At 50.9% G+C, this 25,332-nt stretch carries 20 protein-coding genes; 13 read left to right on the top strand and 7 right to left on the bottom strand.

Annotated features, from left to right (window positions below):
- Window positions 1-26 precede the first annotated feature (26 nt).
- A complete protein-coding gene (locus JUB14_RS11805) occupies window positions 27-335 on the bottom strand; it encodes a hypothetical protein (RefSeq protein WP_207506253.1) in 309 nt (102 codons plus the stop codon).
- A gap of 93 nt (window positions 336-428) precedes the next feature.
- Between JUB14_RS11805 and corA the strand changes: the two genes are divergently transcribed.
- The 3 genes from corA (at window position 429) to JUB14_RS11790 (ending at window position 4,964) form a co-directional block, all read left to right on the top strand.
- On the top strand, window positions 429-1,514 hold the full coding sequence (gene corA / locus JUB14_RS11800) for a magnesium/cobalt transporter CorA (protein ID WP_207506251.1): 1,086 nt from the start codon (window positions 429-431) through the stop codon (window positions 1,512-1,514).
- Between the two features lie 45 nt (window positions 1,515-1,559).
- On the top strand, window positions 1,560-4,034 hold the full coding sequence (locus JUB14_RS11795) for a bifunctional UDP-N-acetylmuramoyl-tripeptide:D-alanyl-D-alanine ligase/alanine racemase (protein WP_207506249.1): 2,475 nt from the start codon (window positions 1,560-1,562) through the stop codon (window positions 4,032-4,034).
- Between the two features lie 435 nt (window positions 4,035-4,469).
- Window positions 4,470-4,964 (top strand): YciE/YciF ferroxidase family protein, encoded by a 495-nt coding sequence (locus JUB14_RS11790; RefSeq protein ID WP_207506247.1) that lies wholly within the window; start codon window positions 4,470-4,472, stop codon window positions 4,962-4,964.
- 84 nt (window positions 4,965-5,048) lie between these two features.
- Here the strand turns inward: JUB14_RS11790 and JUB14_RS11785 are convergent, their stop codons facing one another.
- Window positions 5,049-6,515, bottom strand: coding sequence for a glycine--tRNA ligase (locus JUB14_RS11785; protein WP_207506246.1), 1,467 nt, complete (start codon window positions 6,513-6,515; stop codon window positions 5,049-5,051).
- A gap of 340 nt (window positions 6,516-6,855) precedes the next feature.
- Here JUB14_RS11785 and JUB14_RS11780 point away from each other — a divergent pair, with 340 nt between their 5' ends.
- Window positions 6,856-7,407 carry a hypothetical protein gene (locus tag JUB14_RS11780; RefSeq protein ID WP_207506245.1) on the top strand — a complete coding sequence of 184 codons (552 nt, stop codon included), beginning with the start codon at window positions 6,856-6,858 and terminating at the stop codon, window positions 7,405-7,407.
- Between the two features lie 65 nt (window positions 7,408-7,472).
- Window positions 7,473-8,447, top strand: coding sequence for a ComEA family DNA-binding protein (locus tag JUB14_RS11775; protein WP_207506244.1), 975 nt, complete (start codon window positions 7,473-7,475; stop codon window positions 8,445-8,447).
- 55 nt (window positions 8,448-8,502) lie between these two features.
- On the opposite strand, the gene JUB14_RS11770 is transcribed toward JUB14_RS11775, so the two are convergent.
- Window positions 8,503-9,276, bottom strand: coding sequence for an LOG family protein (locus tag JUB14_RS11770; RefSeq protein WP_207506243.1), 774 nt, complete (start codon window positions 9,274-9,276; stop codon window positions 8,503-8,505).
- A gap of 124 nt (window positions 9,277-9,400) precedes the next feature.
- Between JUB14_RS11770 and rpiB the strand changes: the two genes are divergently transcribed.
- The gene (gene rpiB / locus JUB14_RS11765; RefSeq protein WP_207506242.1) at window positions 9,401-9,835 is read left to right on the top strand and encodes a ribose 5-phosphate isomerase B; all 435 of its coding nucleotides are present in this window, start codon (window positions 9,401-9,403) and stop codon (window positions 9,833-9,835) included.
- An 80-nt stretch (window positions 9,836-9,915) separates the two neighbouring features.
- On the opposite strand, the gene JUB14_RS11760 is transcribed toward rpiB, so the two are convergent.
- Entirely contained in the window at window positions 9,916-11,325 is a 1,410-nt protein-coding gene (locus JUB14_RS11760) for a hypothetical protein (protein WP_207506241.1), read from the bottom strand.
- Window positions 11,326-11,570: 245 nt separating this feature from the next.
- Here JUB14_RS11760 and rbfA point away from each other — a divergent pair, with 245 nt between their 5' ends.
- From rbfA to JUB14_RS11735, 5 genes are all read left to right on the top strand, one after another.
- On the top strand, window positions 11,571-11,972 hold the full coding sequence (gene rbfA / locus JUB14_RS11755; RefSeq protein ID WP_207506239.1) for a 30S ribosome-binding factor RbfA: 402 nt from the start codon (window positions 11,571-11,573) through the stop codon (window positions 11,970-11,972).
- A gap of 18 nt (window positions 11,973-11,990) precedes the next feature.
- On the top strand, window positions 11,991-13,220 hold the full coding sequence (locus JUB14_RS11750; protein ID WP_207506238.1) for an ABC transporter permease: 1,230 nt from the start codon (window positions 11,991-11,993) through the stop codon (window positions 13,218-13,220).
- 177 nt (window positions 13,221-13,397) lie between these two features.
- Entirely contained in the window at window positions 13,398-16,013 is a 2,616-nt protein-coding gene (locus JUB14_RS11745) for a M1 family aminopeptidase (RefSeq protein ID WP_229367772.1), read from the top strand.
- Window positions 16,014-16,180: 167 nt separating this feature from the next.
- Window positions 16,181-17,584 (top strand): Gfo/Idh/MocA family protein, encoded by a 1,404-nt coding sequence (locus JUB14_RS11740; RefSeq protein ID WP_207506237.1) that lies wholly within the window; start codon window positions 16,181-16,183, stop codon window positions 17,582-17,584.
- Between the two features lie 73 nt (window positions 17,585-17,657).
- Complete coding sequence (locus JUB14_RS11735) at window positions 17,658-18,092, top strand: hypothetical protein (protein ID WP_207506236.1); 435 nt, start codon at window positions 17,658-17,660, stop codon at window positions 18,090-18,092.
- Window positions 18,093-18,232: 140 nt separating this feature from the next.
- On the opposite strand, the gene JUB14_RS11730 is transcribed toward JUB14_RS11735, so the two are convergent.
- A complete protein-coding gene (locus JUB14_RS11730; protein WP_207506235.1) occupies window positions 18,233-18,790 on the bottom strand; it encodes a hypothetical protein in 558 nt (185 codons plus the stop codon).
- A gap of 182 nt (window positions 18,791-18,972) precedes the next feature.
- Here JUB14_RS11730 and polA point away from each other — a divergent pair, with 182 nt between their 5' ends.
- Together polA and JUB14_RS11720 are read left to right on the top strand one after the other, a co-directional pair.
- Window positions 18,973-21,810: a DNA polymerase I gene (gene polA, locus JUB14_RS11725; protein WP_207506234.1), complete on the top strand. Its 2,838-nt coding sequence runs from the start codon at window positions 18,973-18,975 to the stop codon at window positions 21,808-21,810.
- A gap of 43 nt (window positions 21,811-21,853) precedes the next feature.
- On the top strand, window positions 21,854-22,636 hold the full coding sequence (locus tag JUB14_RS11720) for an OmpA family protein (protein ID WP_229367769.1): 783 nt from the start codon (window positions 21,854-21,856) through the stop codon (window positions 22,634-22,636).
- A gap of 403 nt (window positions 22,637-23,039) precedes the next feature.
- On the opposite strand, the gene JUB14_RS11715 is transcribed toward JUB14_RS11720, so the two are convergent.
- The gene (locus JUB14_RS11715; protein WP_207506232.1) at window positions 23,040-23,951 is read right to left on the bottom strand and encodes a sugar phosphate isomerase/epimerase family protein; all 912 of its coding nucleotides are present in this window, start codon (window positions 23,949-23,951) and stop codon (window positions 23,040-23,042) included.
- A 6-nt stretch (window positions 23,952-23,957) separates the two neighbouring features.
- Entirely contained in the window at window positions 23,958-25,241 is a 1,284-nt protein-coding gene (locus tag JUB14_RS11710) for a Gfo/Idh/MocA family protein (protein WP_229367767.1), read from the bottom strand.
- Between the last annotated feature and the right edge of the window lie 91 nt (window positions 25,242-25,332).

Raw genomic sequence — 25,332 nt, 5'->3', positions numbered from 1 at the left:
TACCAGATAAGCACTGTTTCTTTTACTTATGGATTGACCTGTGTCTCTTCCACTGCCGATAGGTTTACCGGTTTGCTGTTGTGAGATAACTTTCGGGGCATATTAGGGCTAACGCAAGGTCTATAGATAGCTCCGGTCGCAAAGTCCACTATCGCACCTGGCCAGAACAATACAATATCCAGGATGAGGGCTTCTACTCTGATCTCACGCTGTGGCTGCCCCGCTTGTGGCTTACTACGCTGACACTGGGTGATAGAACCGCCAAAAAGAGTGGCACATCCGGTCATGGACAATGACATACATACGCCCAAAACGGCGCAAATTATTTTTTTCATAGAGGATGAGTGAAACGCTAAAAATTAGGGATCGCATAGTTAAGAGATTTTACCTGAAATCCTTTTCAAGCCATACAAAATAAAGATTCGTTAATGTCAAAACGCCGTCATCGACCCAATAAGAAAAATCTGCTGACCTCACCGGGTACCCTTACCTACGTTGGGCCTGACGTTGAACTCAAAACCCAGATCAAGCGGGTTGATTATAGTGAGCGTTTTCACCGGGAAGAGATAGTTAAAAGCGTTGCCGCCTGTACACCTGACTCTCACGTCAAAGAGCCCCATGTTACCTGGATTGATGTAGACGGTATCCACGAAAGCCACGTAATTGGTCAGTTAGGGCAGCTTTTTCGCCTGCACCCCCTCCTGCTCGAGGATATTATGAATACGGAGCAAAAGCCCAAGCTCGAGTACTACGACGACGGGGGCCGGCTGTTCATGACGCTCAAAATGCTCCATATTGAAGAAGAAAAACCTTTTTGCCTCAACGCCGAGCATGTGAGTTTTGTACTGGGTGAAAGAGCTCTGATCTCGTTTCAGGAAGAGCGCACGGGGGATATATTCGTACCCGTTATTGATCGGTTAAAAGCCTCTGTGGGTAAAACCCGCCGCTACGGAGCTGACTACCTGCTGTACGCCCTCATGGATATCATCGTGGACAACTACTTTCTGATCCTGGAAAAGATGGGTGAAGAATTGGACCTGATGGAGGAGGAAGTTATTAGTGGCAATCAGAATCTCTCCCTGGCTGATCTGTATTCGCTAAAAAGGGAGCTGACCCTATTCAGACGGGTGGTATGGCCCCTGCGCGAAATCATCGTTCAGCTCATGCGGGATGATAATCCACTCATTACCCGCGACGTATCGCCTTACCTGCGTGACCTGCACGATCACATCATGCAGGTTATTGATACCATTGATTCTTACCGCGAACTTCTGGCCAGCTTAGTGGACGTACACCTGTCGACGCTCAGCAATCGCATGAACTCGGTCATGAAAACGCTGACGATCTTTTCGGCCATATTTATGCCCCTGACCTTTATTGTAGGGGTATACGGTATGAACTTTGAGTTCATGCCGGAGCTCACTACCCGCTACGGGTACTTTGTGGTGTGGGGGATCATGATTGTAGTGACCATTGCACTTATAATCTACTTTAAGTGGCGAAAATGGATGTAGCGGGCTAAGGAAATATCTACCTTTGCCGGCAAAGTATTACATCCTATGAGTCTTGTTGAAACTACTCCTTCGCAGATCACTACCTCAGCTTCGTACCTGCTCACCGACAGCCGTCAGCTGAGTTTCCCAGAACAAACCCTTTTCTTTGCCATCCGTGGAGAACGACACGATGGTCACCGCTTCCTGGCGGACCTGTACCAGCGTGGTGTACGGGAGTTTGTGGTAGAGCAGGATGCCTTACCTACCGACCTTAAGGCAGAGATAGCAGGCTGGACCGACGCGACGGTATGGGCAGTCCCTAATTCCCTGCGGGCACTGCAACACCTAGCGGCCCGGCATCGGGCACAGTACGACCTACCGGTCGTAGGCGTTACGGGCAGCAATGGCAAAACCATCGTGAAGGAGTGGCTGGCTCAGCTGCTAACCCCCGACCACTACGTAGTAGCCAGTCCCAAGAGCTATAACTCGCAGGTGGGGGTACCCCTGTCAGTATGGGCACTCAACGAAAAACATACGATTGCGGTGTTCGAAGCAGGTATCTCGCGTCCGCACGAGATGGAGTACTTACAGCCCATCATCCAGCCTACTATTGGAATATTTACCAACATAGGATCTGCGCATGATGAGGGATTCCGGAGTCAGAAACAGAAGATCACCGAAAAGCTCCGCCTGTTTACCAAGGCTGATAAATTAATCTACCGAAAGGACTATACCGCCATTGAGGAAGAGGTACGGCTGATCCTCTCCCCCGTTAACCGGCACCTGCAGACACTGACATGGGCTACCCATACCGAGGCCGATGTACAGGTACAGCTTACGCCCGGTACACAAGGAGTGCAGATTCGGCTATCGGGTGCGCTGGGCGAGCATAGCTTTACAACCCATTTCCGCGATGATGCTTCACTCGAAAACCTCATTCACTGCCTGGTATTCCTGCTGGACCTGGGTATGGCGGCGGAGGTCATCCGGGAGCGCATCCAGCGGATACGGTCAGTTTCGATGCGCCTTGAAATCAAGGAAGGTATCAATCGCTGCTACGTCATCGACGATACCTACAACAATGACCTGCAGGGCCTTACGATGGCGCTTCACTTCCTGGCTCAGCAGGAGCACCGCCACCAGAAAGCAGTAATTCTGTCGGATGTACTGCAGACGGGACAGCCCGAAGAAGAACTGTATGGACAGATTGCTCAGCTTCTGCAGGAAAAAGGCGTGCAGCGACTAATTGGTATCGGACCTAAACTACAGCAGAATCAAAGCCTGTTTCAGCAGCTGTCGCAAACGGAGTTTTATGCGGATACCGCTTCTTTTCTGAAGGAGTTTTCTTTCCCCTCTCTTACCGAAAGTGTAGTACTTGTCAAAGGGGCCCGAACTTTCTCTTTTGAGCAGATCGTCAATCGTCTTCAGCAGAAAGTACACGCCACGGTACTGGAGATCAATCTGGACGCTCTTACTCATAACCTCAACTACTACCGCGCCAAAGTAGGCCGCCAAACCAAGGTAATGGTGATGGTGAAGGCCTTTGCCTACGGTAGTGGTAGTGCCGAAGTGGCTAACCTGCTGCAGTTTCACCGGGTCGACTACCTGGCTGTCGCCTACGCCGACGAGGGAGTAAGCCTGAGGCAGAGTGGAATCACGCTACCGATCATGGTCATGAATCCCTCCCGCCCTACCTTCGATACCCTATTGGAGTATAACCTAGAACCTGAGCTATACAGCCAGCGCATCCTGACCGATTGGCTCGACTACCTCCGCCAGCGTTCCGATAGTAGTCAGGCTCCGGCGGTACATGTCAAGCTAGATACAGGTATGCACCGGCTGGGATTTATGGAAGAGGAACTTGAGGGCCTCCTGGCTCAGCTACAGGCCAATCCATCCCTGCGGGTAGCGAGTGTATTCAGCCACTTGGTGGGTGCCGACGAGGGGGAACATAACCCATTCTCGCGGCTGCAGTACCAGCGCTTTATAGAAGGTGTTACCCGGATCGAAGAGGTACTGGGCCGAAAGGTCATCAAGCACATCCTTAACTCGGCCGGTATAGTACGCTTCCCCGAGTTCCGGCTGGATATGGTACGGGTTGGGATCGGGTTGTACGGTGTGGAAGCCACCGGACAGGAGCAGCGCTTCCTGCAGTCGGTAGGTACCATGAAGACAGTAATCTCTCAGATCAAAAAGATCAAGGCCAGTGAGACCGTAGGATACAGCCGGCGCGGACGCCTGACCCAGGACACTGTACTGGGTACCCTAGCCATGGGCTATGCTGACGGCTACGACCGGCGCCTGGGCAATGGCGTGGGCCACGTGTGGGTGAACGGTACCCTCTGCCCTACTATAGGAAATGTATGTATGGACATGACCATGGTGGATCTTACTCACGCCACCGCCGAAGAAGGCGACGAAGTAGTTGTATTTGGGAAAGAGCTCCCTCTGATTGACCTTGCTTCCCGTATCGGCACCATCCCGTACGAGCTCCTGACCGGCGTAAGCGAGCGGGTCAAGCGGGTCTTTTTTAAAGAATAACTCCCTGCAATTAGCCGGAAGAATAGACGTCTGTTCTTCCGGTACTATACGTTAAATCTTTGTTAAATTATGCTCTGAGGCCTCTTTAGCCAACTGACGCTTTTTTTATACGGTGTGGCTGTTGTCAATTTTCACCCAGTTGTGGATGATTACCCACGTCTTTCTCTCTCCGCTGCTGCAGATTAGACATCTGCGGTTACAAGATATTCTCCTTTAAAGCTTCTCTGGGTCAAGTATGCCCACTTTTTGGTATTATTTCCTATTAATTTAGACTTGGTCAGGTCTTATGGCATACTCTTTTAACTATTAGTTACGAAGTGGGCGCATGAGTGAAAGATTAGTTTAGTAGTGATCGCGTCCACAAATCAGGGAGTCTTTTCTTATGGCTCCCTGATTTACAAAACATTAAATAATAAACCTTAAACCAACTAAGTTATGTCAGGCAAACTGAAAAATTTGAATGATCTGCTGGAACACCAGCTACAAGACCTTTACAGCGCAGAGAGTCAAATCATTGAAGCTCTGCCTCTTATGCAAGAGAAAGCTTCAAACGACAAATTGAAGAAGGCTTTCCAGATGCACCTGGAGCAAACCAAGAAGCAAAAAGAGCGACTGGAAAAAATAGCTCAGCTACTGGATATCAAAATTCAGGGAGAGAAGTGCAAGGCCATGGAAGGTATCATCAAAGAAGCTCAATCTTTCCTGAAAGAAGATGCCTCTCCTGAGGTAATGGACGCCGGCCTGATCGCCGAAGCCCAGCGCGTAGAACACTATGAAATAGCTGGCTACGGTACTGCCAGCCACTACGCAAAAGAATTGGGTCATAGTGAGGCAGCTAAACTGTTGACTCAGACGCTCGAAGAAGAAAAAGATACTGACGAGAAGCTTAACGATCTGGCTATTCAGCGTATCAATGTGAAGGCTGAGTAGTATTACAGTTGATTTATATATAGATAAATGCAAAAGAGCGACTACCCGTAGGTAGTCGCTCTTTTATTAGTAACACTGTAAGGATCAGATAACTTCCAGGATACGCTCCATAGCTACTTCATATCCTATCTTATCTTTCAGCTCACTGATATGTACCCGCTCCTGCTCCATCGAATCGCGGTGACGGATGGTAACGGTGTCGTCTTCCATAGTCTGGTAGTCAACGGCAATACAGTACGGCGTACCGATCAGGTCCTGACGGGTGTAGCGCTTACCGATAGCGGCGTTATCATCATATACCGTCCTGAACGATGACTTCAGCGATTGAGCGATCGACTGAGCTTTCTCGGCCAGTCCATCCTTCTTCACCAGAGGAAGTACGGCAGCCTTCACCGGTGCCAGCGCAGGGTGTAGTTTCAGGTACACACGCTCCTTCTGTCCTTCGCCTTCTCCTACCGTTTCGCGGGTGTAAGCGTTGCAGAAGGTAGCCAGGAACAGACGGTCAGCTCCTACGGAAGTTTCTACTACGTAGGGTATGTAGTTCTGGTTGATTTCTGAGTCAAAGTACTGCTGCTTCTTCTTGGACAGTTCCTGGTGGTTGCGCAGGTCAAAGTCAGTACGGGAGTGAATACCTTCGATCTCGCGGAATCCGAAGGGGAATTTATATTCGATATCCACGGCGGCGTTGGCATAGTGGGCCAGTTTCTCGTGGTCGTGGTACTGGAGGCTTTCGGCCGGTAGTCCAATCGCCTTGTGGAATTTCATACGAGCCTCTTTCCAGGTGTTGTACCACTCCATTTCAGAGCCGGGGCGAACAAAAAATTGCATCTCCATCTGCTCAAACTCCCGCATCCGGAACGTAAACTGACGGGCTACAATCTCATTACGGAAAGCCTTACCAATCTGGGCAATACCGAAGGGTACCTTCATCCGGCCGCTCTTCTGTACGTTCAGGAAGTTAACAAATATCCCCTGAGCTGTTTCGGGACGCAGGTATATCTGGCTGGAATCTTCGGCTACGGAGCCTACCTGTGTACTGAACATTAGGTTGAACTGGCGTACGTCGGTCCAGTTGGCAGTACCTGACACTTGACATTTAATGCCTTCGGCAATGATGAGGTCACGTACTCCGGCCAGATCTTCGGCACCCAGCAGGCGGCCCATTTCATTGAGCAACTCCTGGGCTTTTTCGGGCTGACCGGCTTCACGGTACTCCTCGGCTTTACCTTCCAGCAGTTGGTCAGCACGGTAGCGTTTCTTGGAGTCCTTGTTATCGATCATGGGGTCATTAAACCCATCCACATGGCCCGATGCCTTCCAAGTTAGTGGGTGCATAAATATCGATGCATCTATCCCCACTATGTTGTCATTCAGCTGGGTCATGGCCTTCCACCACACAGCTTTTAAGTTATTTTTCAGCTCTACGCCATTCTGACCATAGTCATACACGGCCTGTAACCCATCGTATATTTCTGAGGAAGGAAAAACAAAGCCATACTCTTTGGCATGACTGATAATGTCTTGAAGTGAGGTAGCAGGTGCCTGGCTCATCTTTATTCTATATTTATATCAATGTGTATTTTGAAATCCTACTCTAGACAGAGAATAGCCGCAAAAGTAGGCATTTTATGGAGATTCTTGGTAATGTGTATGATTTAAGTATTTTTGATATATAGTGTATAAATAGAAGACTATGAAGGCAAACACGGATATAGCTGAGAATAAATCAGAGCAAATCCAGCCGTTGTATTTTCTATGAAGATAAGGAAATAGGTTATTGATCCGGCTCCTGATGATCCACTTAGTGTCTTAGGGATGCAGCATTCGGGGTAGCTGCTACAAGAAAAAATAGCAAACATTAATACAAAGCCACACTAATCATTCGACCAAGATGAAGTATATTAACTACCTAATTCTTTTTCTCCTTACAGCCTCTATATCTATATCCTGCAAGGAGAAGAACGATCCGGTAACGCCCCAACTGGACTTTTATGGTATTATAAGCGGGCATAATCCACAGGGGAGAGAGTGGACTCTAACTCATTTTTACTCCCGACCAGCCAGCCTGAGTTCCTATGAAAATACGGTCAGGAATGGAACCGATGGAGCCCTCTACTGGTCCGACTGGATTAAGGATAACTACTATCGCTTTGGCCCGGATGGATATGGAGTATGCTATGAAGTAGGAGTTGTTAGCCCCTATTTAGATGAAGAACTCTCTAAATCATGGGATGATTCCGTCAAAGCTTTTCGTTACGAATACATCCAGTTTACCTACCGGGGTGGAGACAGCGTAGAGATTATTAATCGAGTTCAAAAGCCGGCTTTTTTTGGCACCTGGCAAATCATCAAATTAGAAGAAGATGAAATCATACTCTATCAGCAGGATAAGGAGTTCAACCAGGAGCATGCGCTTGTTTTCAATCCTCATACAGGTGATTAATAGGAGATCCGCTGCTCCGCCTATTGCTACCTGACAGTAACCTAACAGGACCTTATTTCCACATCATGCTGCGCCGCCTTCTTTACCATATTCAGGATTTTTTTGGTATCTCACCCAAGGAGGCCCGCGGGGCACTTTTGCTCATTGTATTTAGTTTGGTACTGCTCTGGACGCCAACGCTATTCAGGCACTGGGTACTCCCGTACCTGTCCGAACCGTTACAGCCTGTTCAGCAAATAGCATTGGATAGTGTAGCGGCTAGCCTGGCGACTGCACCTGCAACCGCTGAGGAACATGAAGCCCCTACCACCAGCCCAGGCACTGCAACTACCTCAAAACCCGCGCGCCTCTTTGCCTTCAATCCCAATGAGGCCAGTACGGAGCAACTCCAGGAACTGGGGATCCCTCTCTTTCTGGCCCGACGCATCGACAACTATCGGCGCAAGGGTGGCAAGTTTCGACGGAAGCAGGACCTCCGCCGCATTTATGACTTCCCGGATGACTTGTACCAGCGGCTGGAGCCGTACCTGGTACTGGATGAGTCCCTCCCGACTACTGCCAGCGCCAGCGCGTCGGCTCCCGCCGAGCGAAATCCCGCCAGTCCTCTACCCACCGAAATCAGAGCCAGCTCACGACCCACCATAGTACCCTTTGATATTAACACAACGGACACCTCCCAACTGATCAGGCTCAGGGGCATTGGCAGTGCCTTGTCACTGCGGATAGTACGATTCAGGGATGCGCTGGGCGGATTTCATTCACCGGCACAGTTCAGCGAAGTGTATGGTCTGGACTCACTGGCCCTGGCCGAACTTCACCGCTACGCCCGCATACAAGCCAATGTACAGAAACTGAATATTAACACCGCCACAGCCGAAGATCTGACTCGGCATCCGTATCTGAGAAACAAGCGGCAGGCTGAAGTCATCATCAGGTACCGTGAGCAGCACGGCCCCTACCAGTCGGCGGATGATCTGAAGAAGGTAAAGGTGCTGGATGAGAAGACAATCAGTAAAATTAGTCCGTATCTGGCCTTCTGAAAAAGAGTATTCATCAGATGACACGCCGGCCATCCGATGAATGAGTGAGATAGTACTAGAAGTTGGGTTTGAGCAGGTACTTCGAATAGAATTCGTCAATAACCCTAACCGCCTCATCGGGGGTATCTACCAAGCTAAACAGTTTAAGATCCTCAGGGCTAATATTTCGCTCGCCTTCCATCATGGTCTCTTTGATCCAGTCAATCAGGCCGGACCAGTAGCTGCGGCCAACCATTACAATAGGGAACCGACCGATTTTCTTGGTCTGGATCAGCGTGAGGGCCTCGAAGAGTTCATCCAGGGTACCAAATCCACCAGGCAACACGATGAATCCCTGCGAATACTTTACAAACATTACTTTTCTGACAAAGAAAAAATCGAAGTTGATATTCTTGTCGGGGTCTATGTAGATGTTGCTATGCTGTTCGAATGGTAGTTTTATGTTCAATCCTACTGATTTTCCACCTTGCTCATAAGCTCCTTTGTTACCGGCTTCCATGATACCCGGTCCCCCACCCGTGATAACACCGTACCCGTGGCGTACCAATTTGGCAGCGATCTCCTCGGTAATGGTATAGTAGGGGTTGTCAGCCTTGGTACGGGCCGAGCCAAATATCGATACGCAGGGCCCAATCCTGGCCAGCTTATCAAAGCCTTCCACGAATTCGGCCATTACTTTGAAGACCACCCAGGAATCAGCACTCTTGATCTCGTTCCAGTTACGGTCTTCAAACGCTTCTTTTATACGCTCTTCGTCTTCCGGAATGGTAGGGTTAAGTAGAGAAATATCTACGTTAGCCGGTCCCGGATCTTTCAATTCTTCATTCATATTCAATGATGTGTTTAATTATACAATTTCAACTCCGTAACTTTACACCGCTTGCTAGTAAGCAGGATAGTTACAACGTCAATGTAGCTATTTTAGTTATTCGGCAATTATAATTAACAATAAAATGAGCAAAAAGATTGCCATAGGCGCCGACCATGCCGGTTTTCCTTATAAGGAACCCATCAAAGAGTGGCTTACTAACAACGGCTACGAGGTCACAGATTACGGCACAAACAGCGCTGAATCAGCTGATTATCCGGACTTTGCGCATCCGGTAGCCAGTGCCGTAGAAAACGGTGAATTCGAAATGGGAGTACTCCTGTGTGGCAGTGGCCAGGGCGTATGTATCACCGCCAATAAGCACCAGGGTATCCGGGCGGCTCTGGTGTGGGAACCTGTCCTGGCTGAGCTGACGCGCCAGCATAACAACGCCAACATTATATGCCTGCCCGTACGCTTTATTGAGCTGGACAAGGCCCTGGAGTGCGTCGAAAAGTTTCTGAATACAGAGTTTGAAGGAGGCCGTCACCAGACGCGCGTCGGCAAGATCGCCTGCTAAGAAGGAGTAAGCTCCAAAGAAAAAAGCCCACCGAACAGGTTCCTAACCAATTCGGTGGGCTTTTTAGGTGAATGTCCCCACTACCCTACTTTCTCATAGATACCCTTCCACTTGCTGGGCTTGTAGCGCCTTTTGAGTGCCGGTACCCGCTCAAACAACTTGGGCATGATATTCTGCTTGTCGATCACGTACTCCGGCGGGTCTTGACGGAAGTTGTCGTAAACGTGGATTACGCTGTCAAAGTTATCCAGGTTCTCGAGGTCATAGCTAGCAAGGTCCCAGTTGAGGTAAGGCGTAGCTGAGAAGTTATTCATGTACTCGCCTTCGTCTTCGCCCAGTACCAGTATGTGCTTCCCTTTGATCTCTTCCGGGAGCAGTGCCTGCTTGGTCCGGAGGTTTTCCAGCCGCCCTACCGATAGCTGAGGTACCAGATCGAGTACGCCCTGGTACTGGATCAACAGGATACCTCCCATCACACCCAGGAATATCAGCTCAGCCGCCCACTGTTTCTTGAAACTCTGGAAATAGTGCGTTGCGAAAAAAGCCGCCGGAGGGATAAATATCACAAACTGCATCGGCGCCAGGTACGACATAAGCGGGATGGTCAGAATGGAAGTAAAAAACCAGATGGCCATGATCTGCTGTACCCGCGACTGGTAGTTGACAAAGCGGGCCGAACTAAACAACCGCATAAAGCCCATCACCCCCACCACCAGTGGAATAAGTAGTGAGATCAGCAGCGACGAAAAATCATTTAGGTTATACTGCCTTACCTGAAATACCGAGGTGAGCAGGTTACGGTTAAGACTATAGATACCATCATTGAGGTAGAAAAATAAGACCACCATCAACAAGGGGAATGCGGAGCCGAAAAAGCCCAGCAGGTAGTGCCGGAATGTAGCACCGGTATAAAACAAGAGCGATACCGAAGCCCAGACCACAAATACCGAGGCTGGCAGATAGAAAAGCGTAGCCACCCCGATGTACATCCCCAGCTCGAACACCTCGTTGGTGACCTGACGACGGGTAATAGTCTTGACCATGGTACCAAAGGCCAGCACCAGGAAGGTCGTCGCCATCAGCATGGGGGACAGCGTAGCCAAATCAAAGGAAATATTCAGCATGAGGGCGTAGATAGCCCCCGGTACGTAGCTCCGCTCCGTGAATAGCTCGCGGGAGTGAATAACGTAGTTGAAGTAGAGAATCTGAAAGATGGAAAGTACCGCCGCAATAATCTGATAGGTCCACTGCGACCGCCCAAACAGCGTGTCAATAGACCAGTAAACCAATCCCGAAAAAGGACTCACGTTGTCCCAGATATCACGGTACAGCATAAAGCCCCGGCTCATCTGCTCTCCCACCAGCATCCAGTTCAGCTCCGGCACCAGCAGAGGAACATCAGTCAACACAAAGGGTAGCCGCAATAACAGGAAGAACAGCACCAGGCTGATGTTCTGATATACGGCATTAACTCTAAAAAAACTCAGCAAGGCAGTTTCGGGTTAATGAGGATATGCGAATTGTTTTACGAATTTACGGCTCAGGGTCCCACAAAAACAAAATAAGTACGGATATTTGTATTAATTGAAGAGAATAAGGTTACAGATGTGGATTGGGCTTAGAATTTATCTAAAGAAGCGACATCAGGTCAGCCCCCTATACCTGGTTATTGACTACTCATTTTTCGATCGCTTCTCAACCTGCCACGTCCAGCCTATACTATTATTAAAAACGAATGGAATCAAAAAGACAACAAAAAGTAGGTCGCCAGATACAAAAAGACCTGGGTGATATCTTTCAGAAAGAAGCACGGCATCTGATCAATGGCTCGTTTGTGACCGTGACGGCTGTACGGATGACACCCGACCTGGGTATAGCCCGGGCGTACCTTAGCTTCCTGCCCGAGAAAAATAAGCGCATCCTATTGGAAGGTATTCAGGAAAACACCAAGTTTATCCGTCAGAAACTGGGCGAAAGAGTTCGCCATCAGCTACGGATCGTGCCCGAGTTACAGTTCTTTATAGATGATACCGCCGAGTACGCAGCGAAGATGGATGCCCTGTTTGCCGGCCTGGATATACCTCCGGCTCCTGATGAAGACGAAGATGAAGAGGTTGGCGAAGACGAAAACGCTTGATCCAGCCGTTGAAGGAATATGAACCTGCCCTTTCGGATAGCCCGCCGGTACTTCCTGTCGCGTAACAAACGTAGCTTCATCAGTATTATCGCCCTTATCGCCATGATTGGCGTGGGCGTGGGTACGATGTCTATGGTGGTGGTACTGTCGGTATTTAACGGTATGGAGGATCTGAACCGTCAGATTTTTAAAACCTTTGACGCGGACATCAAGATTTCACCCCGCGAGGGGCGACGGTTTGAGGTCGATGATTCGCTGTTGATGGCCGTCCGGTCGGTGCAGGGGGTAGCCTTCGTCACACAGGTGATCGAAGATAACGCCCTGGCTCGCTACCACGACCAGCAGACCATCGTACGCCTCAAAGGAGTAGACAGTACCTTTGAACACAGAAAACAGCTTGACACAGCCCTGATCGAAGGCTCTCTTCAATTAAAGGGTCCTAACGGAACATCTTATGCCGTGATATCTGAAGGGGTCCGGAACGCGCTCCTCATATCGCTGGAAGACTACCTGACCCCGCTGGAGCTGTGGTACCCCCGCAGCGACCGCCGGACCCTAAACCTGACGTCTCCCGATGCCTTCAACCAGGTATCAGTACGGCCGGGTGGTACCTTCTTTATCGAGAGCCGCTACGACGACTACGTCATAGCCCCTCTGTCACTGGTGGCGTCACTCCTGCAGTATGGTAATCAGCGTACTTCTCTCGAAGTACAGTTGGGCCCCAACGCTTCGCCCGGCAGTGTACAACAGCGGTTGCAAAAGGCGCTGGGCGCCGAATTTAAAGTACAGGACCGTGACTCGCTCAACGCAGATCTGCTGCGGGCGATCCGGGTCGAAAAGTTGTTTGTGACCATTACGCTGTCCATGATTATCCTGGTGGCCGCTATCAATATATTCTTCTCGCTGAGTATGCTGGCTATTGAGAAGAAAGGTGATGTAACCATGCTGTATGCCATGGGCGCCACTCCGGGACTGGTCAGACGGATATTTCTGGCCGAAGGAGCTATCGTAGCGCTCACGGGAGCTATTTTAGGCTTACTGGGAGGCATAGGCCTGTGCTGGCTTCAGCAGCAGTACGGGCTGGTATCTATGGGGATGGTTAGTTCACTGGTAGATGCCTACCCCGTCAAACTGATATGGAGTGATGTACTGCTTACCGGAGTTATCATAGTACTTATTACCATAGCCGTTTCGTACGTACCGGCGCGTCGCGCGGCCAAAACCGGCCGACTCGCTACCGTAGGTTAACCATCTATAAATCAATTAGTATAGCCAAATTTACCAGCTATACTACCGGTTGTCTATTTATATTTGATGCGACTGTAAACATTTGTCTAAATTTACTCTTTAACGTTAAGCAGCGAGCATCCGGCCCTGGCCGCCCCGAGTCTGTAAAACCCACTAAAGCAAGTAACACCCCTGTATATGATTGTTGAAAGAACCAACCGAATGAGCGAAACGATGTGTACCTGGTTCAAACCATTCTCTTTTATCTTCATGCTCAGCCTGATGGCACCTGCCATACAGGCGGCTGATCTGACTATGGCTCAGCGGGACACCGTTGTTCGCCGGGTACCGGGCGCCGTTTCCAAAGCAGGTCCCTACCGCCCCAGCCGCACCTTAAAGAATGATATACTGCACACCCGGCTGGACGTGGGTTTTGACTGGCTGCGTCAGCACGTACTTGGCAGCGCCCTTATCACCTTTAAGCCTTATTTCTTCCCGCAGTCGACCCTGGAGCTTGACGCCAAAGGATTTGACATCCAAAGTGTAGTCCAGATTGATACCCTGCGCCGGATTGACTCCCTGTCGCAACAATCCGTGATGGAGCCTATTCAGGATCAGCTGGAGTATACCTATGACCGTCGTAAGCTAACCATCCATCTCAAGCGCAAGTACACCCGCAAGGATACCCTGTACGTGCTGATCAACTACACCGCCAAGCCCAATGAACAACCCCGAGACGAGCCCGACGACCATCCGACCGACAAAGGCCTGTACTTCATCAATGCCGACGGACTGGAAGAAGGTAAGCCGCGCCAGATATGGACCCAGGGCGAAACGGAGGCTAACTCCGCCTGGTTTCCGACGGTAGATGCCCCTAATGAGAAAATGACCCATGACTTCTATATCCGGGTCGATAGTACTTACAAGACACTTTCGAATGGTCTGCTTGTAAACAGTACCATCAACGACGATGGTACCCGCACCGACCACTGGAAGCAGTCACTCCCCCACGCTCCCTACCTGGCTATGTTAGCCGTAGGTGATTTTGCGGTAGTAAAGGAAACCATGCCTACTGGTCTGGAGCTGAGCTACTACGTAGAGCCCCAGTACGCCAAAGACGCCAAGGCCATATTTGGCCGTACGCCCGAGATGATCGCCTTCTTCTCCAACACCTTCGGTATAGAGTTTCCATGGGAGAAGTACGCGCAGATAGCGGTGCGTGACTTTACGGCCGGTGCCATGGAAAACACCACCGCTACGGTACACGAAGAAGGCGTACAAGCCGACACCCGATCCCTGGTGGATGGTAACTCCGATAATGTGATCGCCCATGAACTGGCTCACCACTGGTTTGGTGATCTGGTTACCAGCGAAGAGTGGGGACAGCTCCCGCTCAACGAGTCATTTGCCAATTACTCTGAGTACCTCTGGAACGAGTACCACAAAGGTAACGACGAAGCCGACTGGCTCAATCTGCAGGAAGTACGGCAGTACCTGGCGGAGGCGGACCAGAAGCAGGTGCCTCTGATCCGGTACTTCTATAAACACCGCGAAGATATGTTCGACAGCCACTCCTACGCCAAAGGAGGCCGTGTACTACATATGCTCCGCCGCTACGTAGGTGATGACGCGTTTTTCCTGGCTATCCGTCGGTACCTCAGGAATAACCGCTTCGGATCAGCCGAAATCAATGACCTGCGTCGTGAGTTTGAAGCCGTGACCGGTGAAGACCTTAACTGGTTCTTCGACCAGTGGTTTATGCGTCCGGGCCACCCCGTGATCAAAGTGGAGCAGGAATACGCTGGTTCTACCGGTAAACTTCGCCTGAAAGTAAGTCAGATGCAGGATACGCTGGCTACCACAGTTTATCGCCTTCCCCTCAAAGTAGATGTATGGGTAAATGGTCAGAAAAACCAGTATGATGTAGAGATCAACAAGGCGCGGCAGACGCTGGAATTCCCGGTGAGTAAGCGCCCTGACCTCGTCGTATTTGACTCGGAGGCTCAGCTCCTGGGGCCCGTCGAGCACGAGAAGAACCGTCCGGAGTGGGTGTTCCAGTTTTATAATTCCGACAAATTTGCCCATAAATACGAAGCCCTGACGCGCCTGGAAGGGAAGATGATAGACTCCACCGCCCGCCATCTGATGATGCGGGCCATGAGTGATCCTTTCTGGAAAATACGTCAGGTAGCCGTCGCCAACTTCGCCGAGTACGACGGAGCCGAGTTTGTGGAGGCCGAGCGACTGGTACAGAGCCGGGCGCGCATTGACCCCAACTCACAGGTACGGGCGGAAGCCATACTTACGCTGGCTTCTTTTGGCGACAACGCCAATGACCCGATCTTCCGCGAAGCCCTCAATGATACCTCCTACCTGGTAGTATCGGTGGCGCTGGATGCGTACCTGATCGGTAAGCCCGGTGACGCGGAAGAGATAGCCGCCCGCTTCGCGAATTCACCCAACGATGCCATCGTAACTGCTGTAGCCAACTACTACGCCAGTCTGACCAAGCCTGAGCAGTTTGACTGGTTCCTGGAAAAGATGAAAGACATGAAGCCTGCGGACAAGTATAACTTCCTGCAGGTGTTTGGTAAGTACCTCATCAAGTCAGCTCCCGAGATACAGCGCCGAAGCATCCCGATCCTGGAAAGTCTGGCCCGCAACAACCCCGCCTACTTCGTCCGCTTCGGAGCTTACCAAGTACTTGGTTTGCTGACGGATATTCAGGGGGTAGCCTCGATCCGGAAAGATATCCGGTCCAGTGAGCGCGACGCTAAGCTCAAAGAAATGTACGCCCAGTTTGGTGAGTTTTAATTCTTTATCATATTGATACAAAAAAGAAGGAAGCCGGACGCTTCCTTCTTTTTTGTATAGGCTGTCTCTGCTTTTGATTCTTAAAATAATTTAATTAACTAGTGTATCGTTAAGTAAAATAGACCCAATCGCCACTTATCTATCTTTATCCTAATCCCTTTTATCTCATGAAAGATTTCTTGCAGCGTCGCTCATTCCTCAAAGCAACGGCCTTATTGGGTTCAGCGCTGGGTATACCCCTTACCTCCAAAGCCAAAGATACGGTCGAGGCTCAGATTGAAAGCACTACCTACATCCCCAAAGCCGTGGGCAAGTCAGTGATTGGGCTGAAGGTGGCCCCCATCCAGCAGGTTCGGGTGGCGATCATTGGGGTAGGAAACCGGGGGAACGGTCATATGAAACTGGTACACGGTTGTGGTGAAAAGGCCAAAATTGTGGCTATTGCAGACATACGTGAAAAGTACGCGAACCGCGCCAAAGAGTGGCTGGACAGCAAAGGGATAAAAGACGTCACCTACTACTCCGGTAAAGAAGATGCCTGGAAAGAGATGGTCCGCCGTGATGACATAGATCTGGTCATCGTTGCTACTCCCTGGGAAGACCACGTACCCATGGCGGTCTACGCTATGCAGCAAGGCAAGCACGCCGCCGTAGAGGTACCCGCCGCCTATACGCTGGAAGACTGCTGGAAGCTGGTCAATACCGCCGAGCAGACCCAGCGCAACTGCATGATGATGGAAAACGTCTGCTACGGTGATGAAGAACTGATGCTGCTCAACATGGCGCATCAGGGCGTATTTGGTACCCTTACTTACGCTGAGTGTGGCTACATACACGACCTGCGCGAATCTCTGCTGAGCGAAGATACCTACTACAACATGTGGCGGATCAAGCATAACGAGACCCGCGACGGTAACCTGTACCCCATGCACGGGCTGGGACCGGTGTCGCAATACCTGAACATTGATCGCGGCGACCGCTTCAACCATCTGGTGTCCATGAGCTCACTGGAAGCCAGCCTCAGTGAAGATTCATCTACGCTGGCCAAGCCTGGCAACCCGTACTACGGTAAGAAGGGCTTCAAGCACGGCGACATGAACAATACCCTGATCAAGACGCACCTGGGCCGCACTATCCTGATCCAGCACGATGTCGTGACCGCACGCCCCTACAACCGCATCAATATGCTGGCCGGTACCAAAGCCTTTCATGTAGGATATCCCAGCCGGATTTCTATCAAAGGTCAGGACAGCCATAACTACCTGAAGGAAGCTGAATACAAAGAGGTAAAGGATAAGTACACCCACCCCATCTGGAACAAGATGAAGGAGGAAATTGCCAAGAACGGCGGCCACGGCGGTATGGACTTTGTGATGATGTATCGGATGATCGACTGCTTTAACCGCGGTGTGCCCCTGGATATGGACGTGTACGACGCTGCCTCCTGGTCGGCCGTTACGCCGCTTTCGGCGCTTTCGATCAAAGGTAACAGCGCCTCAGTGAAGTTTCCGGACTTTACCCGCGGCCGCTGGAAAGAACCCCGCCAACTAGGTATGCTGGCCAGCGTATAATAATCAGCAGGAGTACGTTACAACCTTTTGCCGGACCGGGAGGTCTTGTTTCCGAACCTTATCTCCAATCCGTATGAAAAAGATTTACGTACTCCTGCTCCTTGTTACTGGCGCCTTATCGGCCTGTGATATTGATGCTACCCATCCGGTCACGATTACGTCGCTCGAAGGCCAGTACAAGACCAATGGCTTCCTGGATCCCCTCTGTATTGCCATCACAGACGAGCGACAACTCCCCAGCCTGGAAATTAAAAAGCAATCAAACGGCCAGTACCTGATTACCCGCACAACCTTCATCCCCCAGAAAGACATACAAACCCTCTCCGGCGTCAGGGTTCAGGCTGCTTCGGATAGCGTCAAGCTCTTCTACCAGAACCAGTCCATTGGTTACTATACCACGACGGAGTGGTATAACGGTAAGAAAGAAGTCAAGTCACCCGTCCTGCGCATCTCCTACACCGATCCCCAAACCCAGTCATTCATGTACTTTGCGGGGGTGAAAAAGTAGTGAACAACGATCAGTGACCAGTGATGAGCTTTATATAGTTCAAAAAGCACTACGTGCTCGCTTTTACAAATGCACAAAAACGGAAAAGCAGCCTCCGTCCAGAGACTGCTTTTTTATCAATAGTACCTAGAAATAAGTTATTAATCCGGCAGATTAAACATTGCCTTTGCTTCGTCGTAGGTCAGCTTCTCAAAGTTCATACGGCTGGCTTGTCCACCCGGAATCAGCACGTAACGGAATTGAGTATTTGCTTCGGGTGTGACGGGGGGCCTTACCGGTGTGGACCATACGCGTACGACACCTACCCGCAGAGAGTAGTCGATTAGCTCTTCAGTAAATTGAGATATGATCGATACAGGTAACTGACGTACCTGATTATTCTCAACACTTAGCTTGGTATACACCAGCACAACGCCCCGGTCCAGGATTTCCTGTGACAGACGCGCTGCCGTTATATCAATGTAGAATTTGTCTACGCCGAATACATTGGTCCGGTTCCAGGCACCGGCAGCAGCCCAGTTAGAATAGATAACATTGGCAGTACCAGCAGGTCCGGCAGGTCCGGTTGTACCGGTGGGTCCCTGCTGGCCGGCGGGTCCGGCGGGTCCGGCAGGTCCCTGCGGGCCTTCACAAGCTCCCAGCCAGGTTATCATAGTAGCCATGAATACGCATCCGGCTAATAGTCTCAGTTTTTTCATAGTATTAGATAAAGTAATGGCTTACATGCCCCGAATATCCTGATTTGGCTACACATAAGCAAAATATGTGCCTTTTTTAATCCATTCTGATTCAGCCTCTGCCCGAACCTTATTAGAGCGGCGCACTGTTTTTCTTATAGAGAACATTATCTTTGAAAGTAGATCCAACAAACCAAGCAGCAATGCCGCAACCAACCCAAAAGCTCTTTCTCCTCGACGCGATGGCGCTCATTTACCGGGCCCACTTCGCTTTCATAAAAAACCCGCGCATCACCTCCAAAGGCATGAATACCAGCGCCGTATTTGGCTTTACCAATACGCTGCTCGAAGTACTTCAGAAAGAAAAGCCTACTCATCTGGGTGTAGCCTTTGACACGCCCAAGCCTACCTTCCGTCATGTACAGTTTGAGGCGTATAAGGCGCAACGCGAGGCCATGCCGGAAGATATCTCCGTAGCCATACCGTACGTCAAGAAGCTGGTACAGGCCATGAACATCCCGCTGCTGCTACTGGATGGTTACGAAGCTGACGACGTAATTGGTACCATTGCCAAGCAGGCTGCCCGCCAGGACTTTGAGGTGTTCATGATGACGCCTGACAAAGACTTTGGACAGCTCGTGGAAGAGCATGTGTACATATATAAGCCTGCCTTTATGGGCAAGGGGGCCGAAAAGCTCGGAGTAAAAGAAGTACTGGATCGCTGGGAGATAGAGCGGATTGATCAGGTAACGGATATACTGGGCCTGATGGGCGATGCGGTGGATAACATACCGGGCATACCCGGCGTGGGCGAAAAAACGGCTAAAAAGCTCATTCAGGAATTTGGCACCGTAGAAAATCTGGTCGCCAATGCCGATAAGGTTAAAGGCAAAATCGGGGAAAAGATCAAAGAATACGCCGAGCAGGCACTACTCTGCAAGCAGCTGGCTACGATTGACATCAACGTACCTATCACCTTCGACTCCGGAGACCTATCGTGCTGTCCGCCCGCCCGTGAGCAGATCGTTGACTTGTTTGAAGAGCTGGAATTCCGTACCCTGCGTGACCGCGTACTGGGCGACTCTCCCATTCGTCCGGTAGCTACCAAAATCGCTACTCCCACTGCCAAGGCTCAGTTGGACCTTTTCGGCGGCGGACAAGACAGCGATACAGCGGCTCTACCTTCCTTCCCGGGCGATGAAGAGACAGAGTCGGTACTGACACCTAAGCGTACCCTAGCTACCACTGCTCATCGTTACCATATTGTAGATACTCCTGAGCTGCGCCAAAACCTGGCTTACTACCTCAGCCAGCAGGAGCAGTTCTGCTTTGATACCGAAACCACTTCACTGGATGCCCTGGAGGCCGAGCTGGTGGGACTGGCTATATCGTACTTGCCGGGCGAAGCCTTCTATGTACCCTTTCCCGCCGACCGCAGCGAAGCGGAGGTAGTACTGACTGACTTTCGGGAGGTACTGGAAAATGAACATGTTGGAAAGATTGGTCAGAACCTGAAGTACGACCTGCTGGTGCTGCGTAACTATGGCATTGAGGTCAAAGGCAAACTCCAGGATACCATGCTGGCCCATTACCTGCTGGAGCCCGAGAAGCGCCACGGGATGGATATGATGGCGAACACCTACCTCCATTACGATCCTGTCACCATTGAAACGCTGATCGGGAAGAAGGGGATTAAGCAGAAAAACATGCGCGATGTATCCGTAACCGAGATAGCCGAATACGCCGGAGAAGACGCCGATGTTACCCTACAGCTACACCAGGTACTGCTGCCCGAACTAGAAAAGAAACAGGCCGTAAAGCTGTTTGAGGGAGTAGAGATGCCCCTGCTCAACGTACTGGTATCCATGGAAAGCGAGGGAGTCCGGATTGATACACAGGCGCTGAAAGATATGTCCGGCTTACTTGAGACGGACCTTAAGCTACTCGAAAACGAGATATTCACCATAGCGGGTCAGGAGTTTAATCTGAGTTCGCCCAAGCAGCTGGGTGAGGTACTTTTTGACAAGATGCAACTGGTCAAGAATCCCAAGAAGACTAAGACCGGCCAGTACGCTACGGGCGAAGAAATCCTTTCGGACCTTGAAAGCGAGCACGAAATAGCCCGTAAGATCCTGGATCACCGGGAGATTCAGAAACTCAAATCTACCTACGTAGATGCCCTACCCGCACTAATCAACCCACGTACCGGTCGTATCCATACGTCGTACAACCAGGCCGTGACGGCTACGGGTCGCCTTAGCTCTACCAACCCCAACCTGCAGAACATTCCTATCCGTACAGTACGGGGCCGGGAGATCCGGAAGGCCTTCATCCCCCACAATGAAGAGTTCCTGATCCTGTCGGCTGACTACTCCCAGATCGAGCTCAGGATCATGGCGGCATTCAGTGGTGACGAAAGTATGATTGAGGCCTTCAATCAGGGGCGCGACATCCACGCGACTACCGCCAGCAAGGTATTTAAGGTAGGGTTGGATGAAGTAACTTCGGATATGCGGCGCAAGGCCAAGATGGTCAACTTCGGGATCATCTACGGTATCTCTGCCTTTGGACTAGCTCAGCGGCTGGGTATACCGCGCAGTGAAGCCTCCACGATCATCATGGCCTATTTTGAAGAGTTCCCGGCCGTGAAGGAGTACATGGACCGCATGATCCAGAAAGCACGGGAGTGCGAATACGCTGAGACTATACTGGGCCGCCGCCGGTACCTGGCGGACATTAACTCCCGCAACCAGACCAACCGCAGCTTTGCTGAGCGCAACGCCATCAACGCGCCTATTCAGGGCTCCGCGGCGGATATGATTAAGTTGGCGATGATCAACATTCATTACTTCATCAAAAAAGAAAAGCTCCGCTCACGCATGATCCTGCAGGTGCATGACGAATTAATATTCGATGCCCACCGCGACGAAATAGAGATACTGAAGCAAAACGTAGACGATCTTATGCGCAATGCCATACCGATGGCCGTCAAGATTGAAACGGGCATTGGCGTCGGAAGCAACTGGCTGGAAGCGCATTAATATATTGATTGAATTAGTGATTGAGAGAATAGCGCCAGGTGGTATGAAAGTAATTCATAGAATACTTTTCGTCATAGCTGTTGTGCTTAAGGCCAGGGGGATAGTAGTGGCTCAGGGTGGAGGTGCCAGTAGCTCCGGAAAGGCGATGGTGACGATACAGGCCTTTGACCGGGCTACGCTTAAGCCCGTACCCGCCCGCTTCCTGATCCGTGAGAAGAAAACCGGTCGTCAGTCTACTTACCAGAGCAGCCGCGAAAGTCCTGAATTAAAGCTCTCTTTCGCCGTCACCGATTCGCTGCTGATCGTGGCCACGGCACCCGGCTTTCAGGTCCAGCGGGAATCGCACTGGGTGGATACGCTCACGGCTTTGAACAACCAGTACAACTTCTGGATCTTTCTGAAGCCTACTGCTCAGGTAGCACCGCCCGCCAAAAAGCCCGTGGCCGAAGTACCTGACTCCCGGTTTGAAAACCTCAAGCCGGGCGAGACCATTCAACTCGACCGGGTGTACTTTGACCAGAGTAGCTATGTACTCAGAAAGGAATCCTACCCCCAACTGGATCTACTGGCGACCAGCCTGAAGAAGACTCCCACCTTAAAAATAGAAATAGCCGGCCATACCGACAACGTCGGGGATGACCGGCTCAATCAGTATCTTTCTGAAAACCGCGCTCTTGTCATTGCCAGCTACCTACGCAATAAGGGCATCTCCTCTACCCGTCTCGTAGCCAAAGGCTACGGCTCCTCCCGCCCCCTGGCCGACAACGATACCGAAGCCAACCGCGCCCGTAACCGACGGGTGGAGTTTACAGTGGTGAATGAGTGAATTGTGAATGAGCGGAGAGTGTTATTATTGTCGACTTTCGATTTCAGACAGTCGAGTAGAATTTCAAATTTGACAATCCCCAATCGGAAATCAGTAGTGTACTAAGAATATATTTACGTTCAAAAAGTGGCCCCAGCGGGACTATACCTTAGTAGCAAATTAGTAACCAAGGTCGTTTCAAGCCCCATCGACGGTCGGCCGTTGCCGGGCGGCACATACACATTTAGGTGCCGCTCCTACGGACCTTGAAATCTTATTTTGACGCTAATTCTACTAAAGTACCGCCCCGCTGGGGCCAACGTGTAGGACCACCGAAGCGGCAGCGGCTGAATGGAAATTCCTTCGTACACTACTGATCGAAAATCGACATTATTCTCTAATTCTCTCATTCACTAATTCAAAATCAAACTACCCCCGCTTTGAACACCTCGTCCATTTTCTGGCTGATGGTCTGGAGGCGTTTGCGGTCGCCGCCTTTTACTTCGGCCGAAGCCCAGCCCGAATAGCCGATTTTTTCGAGGGCTTTGTTGACAACTGGCCAGTTGCAGTCGCCGTCCATGAGCTCTACTTCAAAGCCTTTCCAGAGCCCTTCATCCTGTTGCTTTTTCAAGCTAAATTCCTTGATATCGAGCTTCATGATGCGCTTATCCAGTACCTCGATCCAGTGGGCGGGATAACCGTAGCGCAGGATATTACCCACGTCAAAGTACCATCCCACCAGCGGGTGGTTGATCTCATCCACAAAGCGGGCCGCCTCTATGGGACTGATCAGGAAGTTATTCCAGACATTTTCCAGAGCGATCTTGATGCCTGTCTGTTCCGCTACCGGCAGTAGCTTACGAATTTCGGCTTGCGAGCGTTCGTAGGCTTCTTTGTAGGTAATGCCGTCGTTGACCACGCCCGGCACCAGCAACACGGTAGTACCTCCGTATAGCTTGCAGTCGCGCAGGGCCGTCTCCATCGACTTCACACAGGCCTCACGCTTTTTGGGGTCCGGGTCCGATAGGGGTGACTTCCAGTGCAGCGAGTTTACGACGCCCGGTATTTCCAGCCCGGTCTTGTCGCGAGCCGCCAGTACTTCCTTTGGACTGAGGTCACTAGGCGAGTCTAGCTCTACCCCATCAAAGCCTAGGTCTTTCAGCATCCTGAACTTGTCCATGATGGACAGGTTCTCGTTGACCATGTTGTACTTGAGGCTTTTCTTAATCATGGGGCGGGCCTTGGAAGCAGCGGCTCCCATCACCTCCATTCCCGACAGCCCGACGGCCGCCGTAGTAGCCAGGGCGGTATTTTTTATAAATTCTCTTCTGTCCATGAGTGCTTATATGAATGGCGTGATACCCGGACGGGCTACTTCATACGTCGGAACCGGGAGATTAAAACCATACTTATCGGGTCCCAGCTTTTCGGCTGAGTTCAGGGCCTGGTCAAACGTGATTTGCTTACCGGTATAGGCAGCCATGCGTCCCATGATAGCCAGCAGCGTACTGTGTGCCATGTACTCACCATCGTTGAGCGGCTTACTTTGCCGGATTGATGCAAATAACTCGTCATGCTCGGTCTGGTACATATCGTTGTTGGGGCCCGTGTACTTCCAGTTGGTAGTACCCATAATCTCGTGGTGATTGCGGGAACAGTTGACAATAGCCCGCCCTTTAGTACCCAGTGCCTCTACGGCGTAGCTACGCTCGGTGTTGTCCTGCTGGCGCGAGAAGTGGAAGCCCTTGGCACCGTTATCGTATTCGTAGGTAATGGCAAAGTGGTCGTAGATATTTCCGGAATTCGCGTCGGTACGCACCTGCCGCCCGCCCGTACCCATGGCACTAACAGGTAGCTTGCCGCCCATCGCCCACGACATCATATCTAAACTGTGTACCGCCTGCTCTACGATATGGTCGCCCGACAGCCAGTGCTGGTAGTACCAGTTGCGGTACTGGTTTTCGGCCTCGGTCCACTCGGGTAGGCGCGGCTTTGACCACACGCCGCTGGTGTTGTAGGTATTATATACGGTAGAGATATCTCCGATGGCTCCGTCCAGTATACGCGCAAAGCTGGCCCGCTTCGGCTCGTGGTAGCGCCAGCAGAAGCCGGACATCAGCGACAGATTTTTATGCTTAGCCAGCTTGGCCGCCTCCAGTACCTTGCGTACACCGGGAGCATCCACGGCTACAGGTTTTTCACAAAATATATGCTTACCGGCCTGTACGGCAGCCATCAGGTGCTCGGGGCGGAAGTGTGGCGTAGTAGCCAGTATGACTACATCTACGCCTGAGTCCAGTAGTTTTTGAAAGGCATCAAATCCCAGGAACTTACGCTCCGCATCCACCTTCACCCGGTCGCCGTGTACCTTGCGGAGGCTGTCCAGAGAGGTTTCCATCTTGTCTGAAAAAATATCCGCTACCGCGTGCAGTACCACATTGGGGTCCGCTTTGAGCGCCTGGTTAGCGGCACCGGTACCTCGTCCGCCGCAACCTACCAGCCCTACCTTGAGCGTATCCACATTAGGGATGAAGGCCCCGTCGGCTCGGACTAAGGAAACAGGCAGGGTACTGCCAGCTATGGCCAGTCCTGCCATCTTTAAAATGTCTCTTCTTTTCGTATTCATGATTAAAGGTTTAGTTATTGACGGTAAGTTAATTAATACGCATCATTCTGTAAAGTCACGAATACCAAGTCTTTACCTGTGTCAGTGAGTG

It is taken from the genome of Telluribacter humicola, assembly GCF_017355935.1.
GTDB lineage: Bacteria > Bacteroidota > Bacteroidia > Cytophagales > Spirosomataceae > Telluribacter > Telluribacter humicola.
This window is presented reverse-complemented; position numbering and strand designations above follow the sequence as displayed.

What these genes read in the sequence shown, in the direction of transcription:
- JUB14_RS11805 (WP_207506253.1), bottom strand. Translation starts at nt 335, where the DNA reads ATGAAAAAAATAATTTGCGCCGTTTTGGGCGTATGTATGTCATTGTCC.
- corA (WP_207506251.1), top strand. Translation starts at nt 429, where the DNA reads ATGTCAAAACGCCGTCATCGACCCAATAAGAAAAATCTGCTGACCTCA.
- JUB14_RS11795 (WP_207506249.1), top strand. Translation starts at nt 1,560, where the DNA reads ATGAGTCTTGTTGAAACTACTCCTTCGCAGATCACTACCTCAGCTTCG.
- JUB14_RS11790 (WP_207506247.1), top strand. Translation starts at nt 4,470, where the DNA reads ATGTCAGGCAAACTGAAAAATTTGAATGATCTGCTGGAACACCAGCTA.
- JUB14_RS11785 (WP_207506246.1), bottom strand. Translation starts at nt 6,515, where the DNA reads ATGAGCCAGGCACCTGCTACCTCACTTCAAGACATTATCAGTCATGCC.
- JUB14_RS11780 (WP_207506245.1), top strand. Translation starts at nt 6,856, where the DNA reads ATGAAGTATATTAACTACCTAATTCTTTTTCTCCTTACAGCCTCTATA.
- JUB14_RS11775 (WP_207506244.1), top strand. Translation starts at nt 7,473, where the DNA reads ATGCTGCGCCGCCTTCTTTACCATATTCAGGATTTTTTTGGTATCTCA.
- JUB14_RS11770 (WP_207506243.1), bottom strand. Translation starts at nt 9,276, where the DNA reads ATGAATGAAGAATTGAAAGATCCGGGACCGGCTAACGTAGATATTTCT.
- rpiB (WP_207506242.1), top strand. Translation starts at nt 9,401, where the DNA reads ATGAGCAAAAAGATTGCCATAGGCGCCGACCATGCCGGTTTTCCTTAT.
- rbfA (WP_207506239.1), top strand. Translation starts at nt 11,571, where the DNA reads ATGGAATCAAAAAGACAACAAAAAGTAGGTCGCCAGATACAAAAAGAC.
- JUB14_RS11750 (WP_207506238.1), top strand. Translation starts at nt 11,991, where the DNA reads ATGAACCTGCCCTTTCGGATAGCCCGCCGGTACTTCCTGTCGCGTAAC.
- JUB14_RS11745 (WP_229367772.1), top strand. Translation starts at nt 13,398, where the DNA reads ATGATTGTTGAAAGAACCAACCGAATGAGCGAAACGATGTGTACCTGG.
- JUB14_RS11740 (WP_207506237.1), top strand. Translation starts at nt 16,181, where the DNA reads ATGAAAGATTTCTTGCAGCGTCGCTCATTCCTCAAAGCAACGGCCTTA.
- JUB14_RS11735 (WP_207506236.1), top strand. Translation starts at nt 17,658, where the DNA reads ATGAAAAAGATTTACGTACTCCTGCTCCTTGTTACTGGCGCCTTATCG.
- JUB14_RS11730 (WP_207506235.1), bottom strand. Translation starts at nt 18,790, where the DNA reads ATGAAAAAACTGAGACTATTAGCCGGATGCGTATTCATGGCTACTATG.
- polA (WP_207506234.1), top strand. Translation starts at nt 18,973, where the DNA reads ATGCCGCAACCAACCCAAAAGCTCTTTCTCCTCGACGCGATGGCGCTC.
- JUB14_RS11720 (WP_229367769.1), top strand. Translation starts at nt 21,854, where the DNA reads ATGAAAGTAATTCATAGAATACTTTTCGTCATAGCTGTTGTGCTTAAG.
- JUB14_RS11715 (WP_207506232.1), bottom strand. Translation starts at nt 23,951, where the DNA reads ATGGACAGAAGAGAATTTATAAAAAATACCGCCCTGGCTACTACGGCG.
- JUB14_RS11710 (WP_229367767.1), bottom strand. Translation starts at nt 25,241, where the DNA reads ATGAATACGAAAAGAAGAGACATTTTAAAGATGGCAGGACTGGCCATA.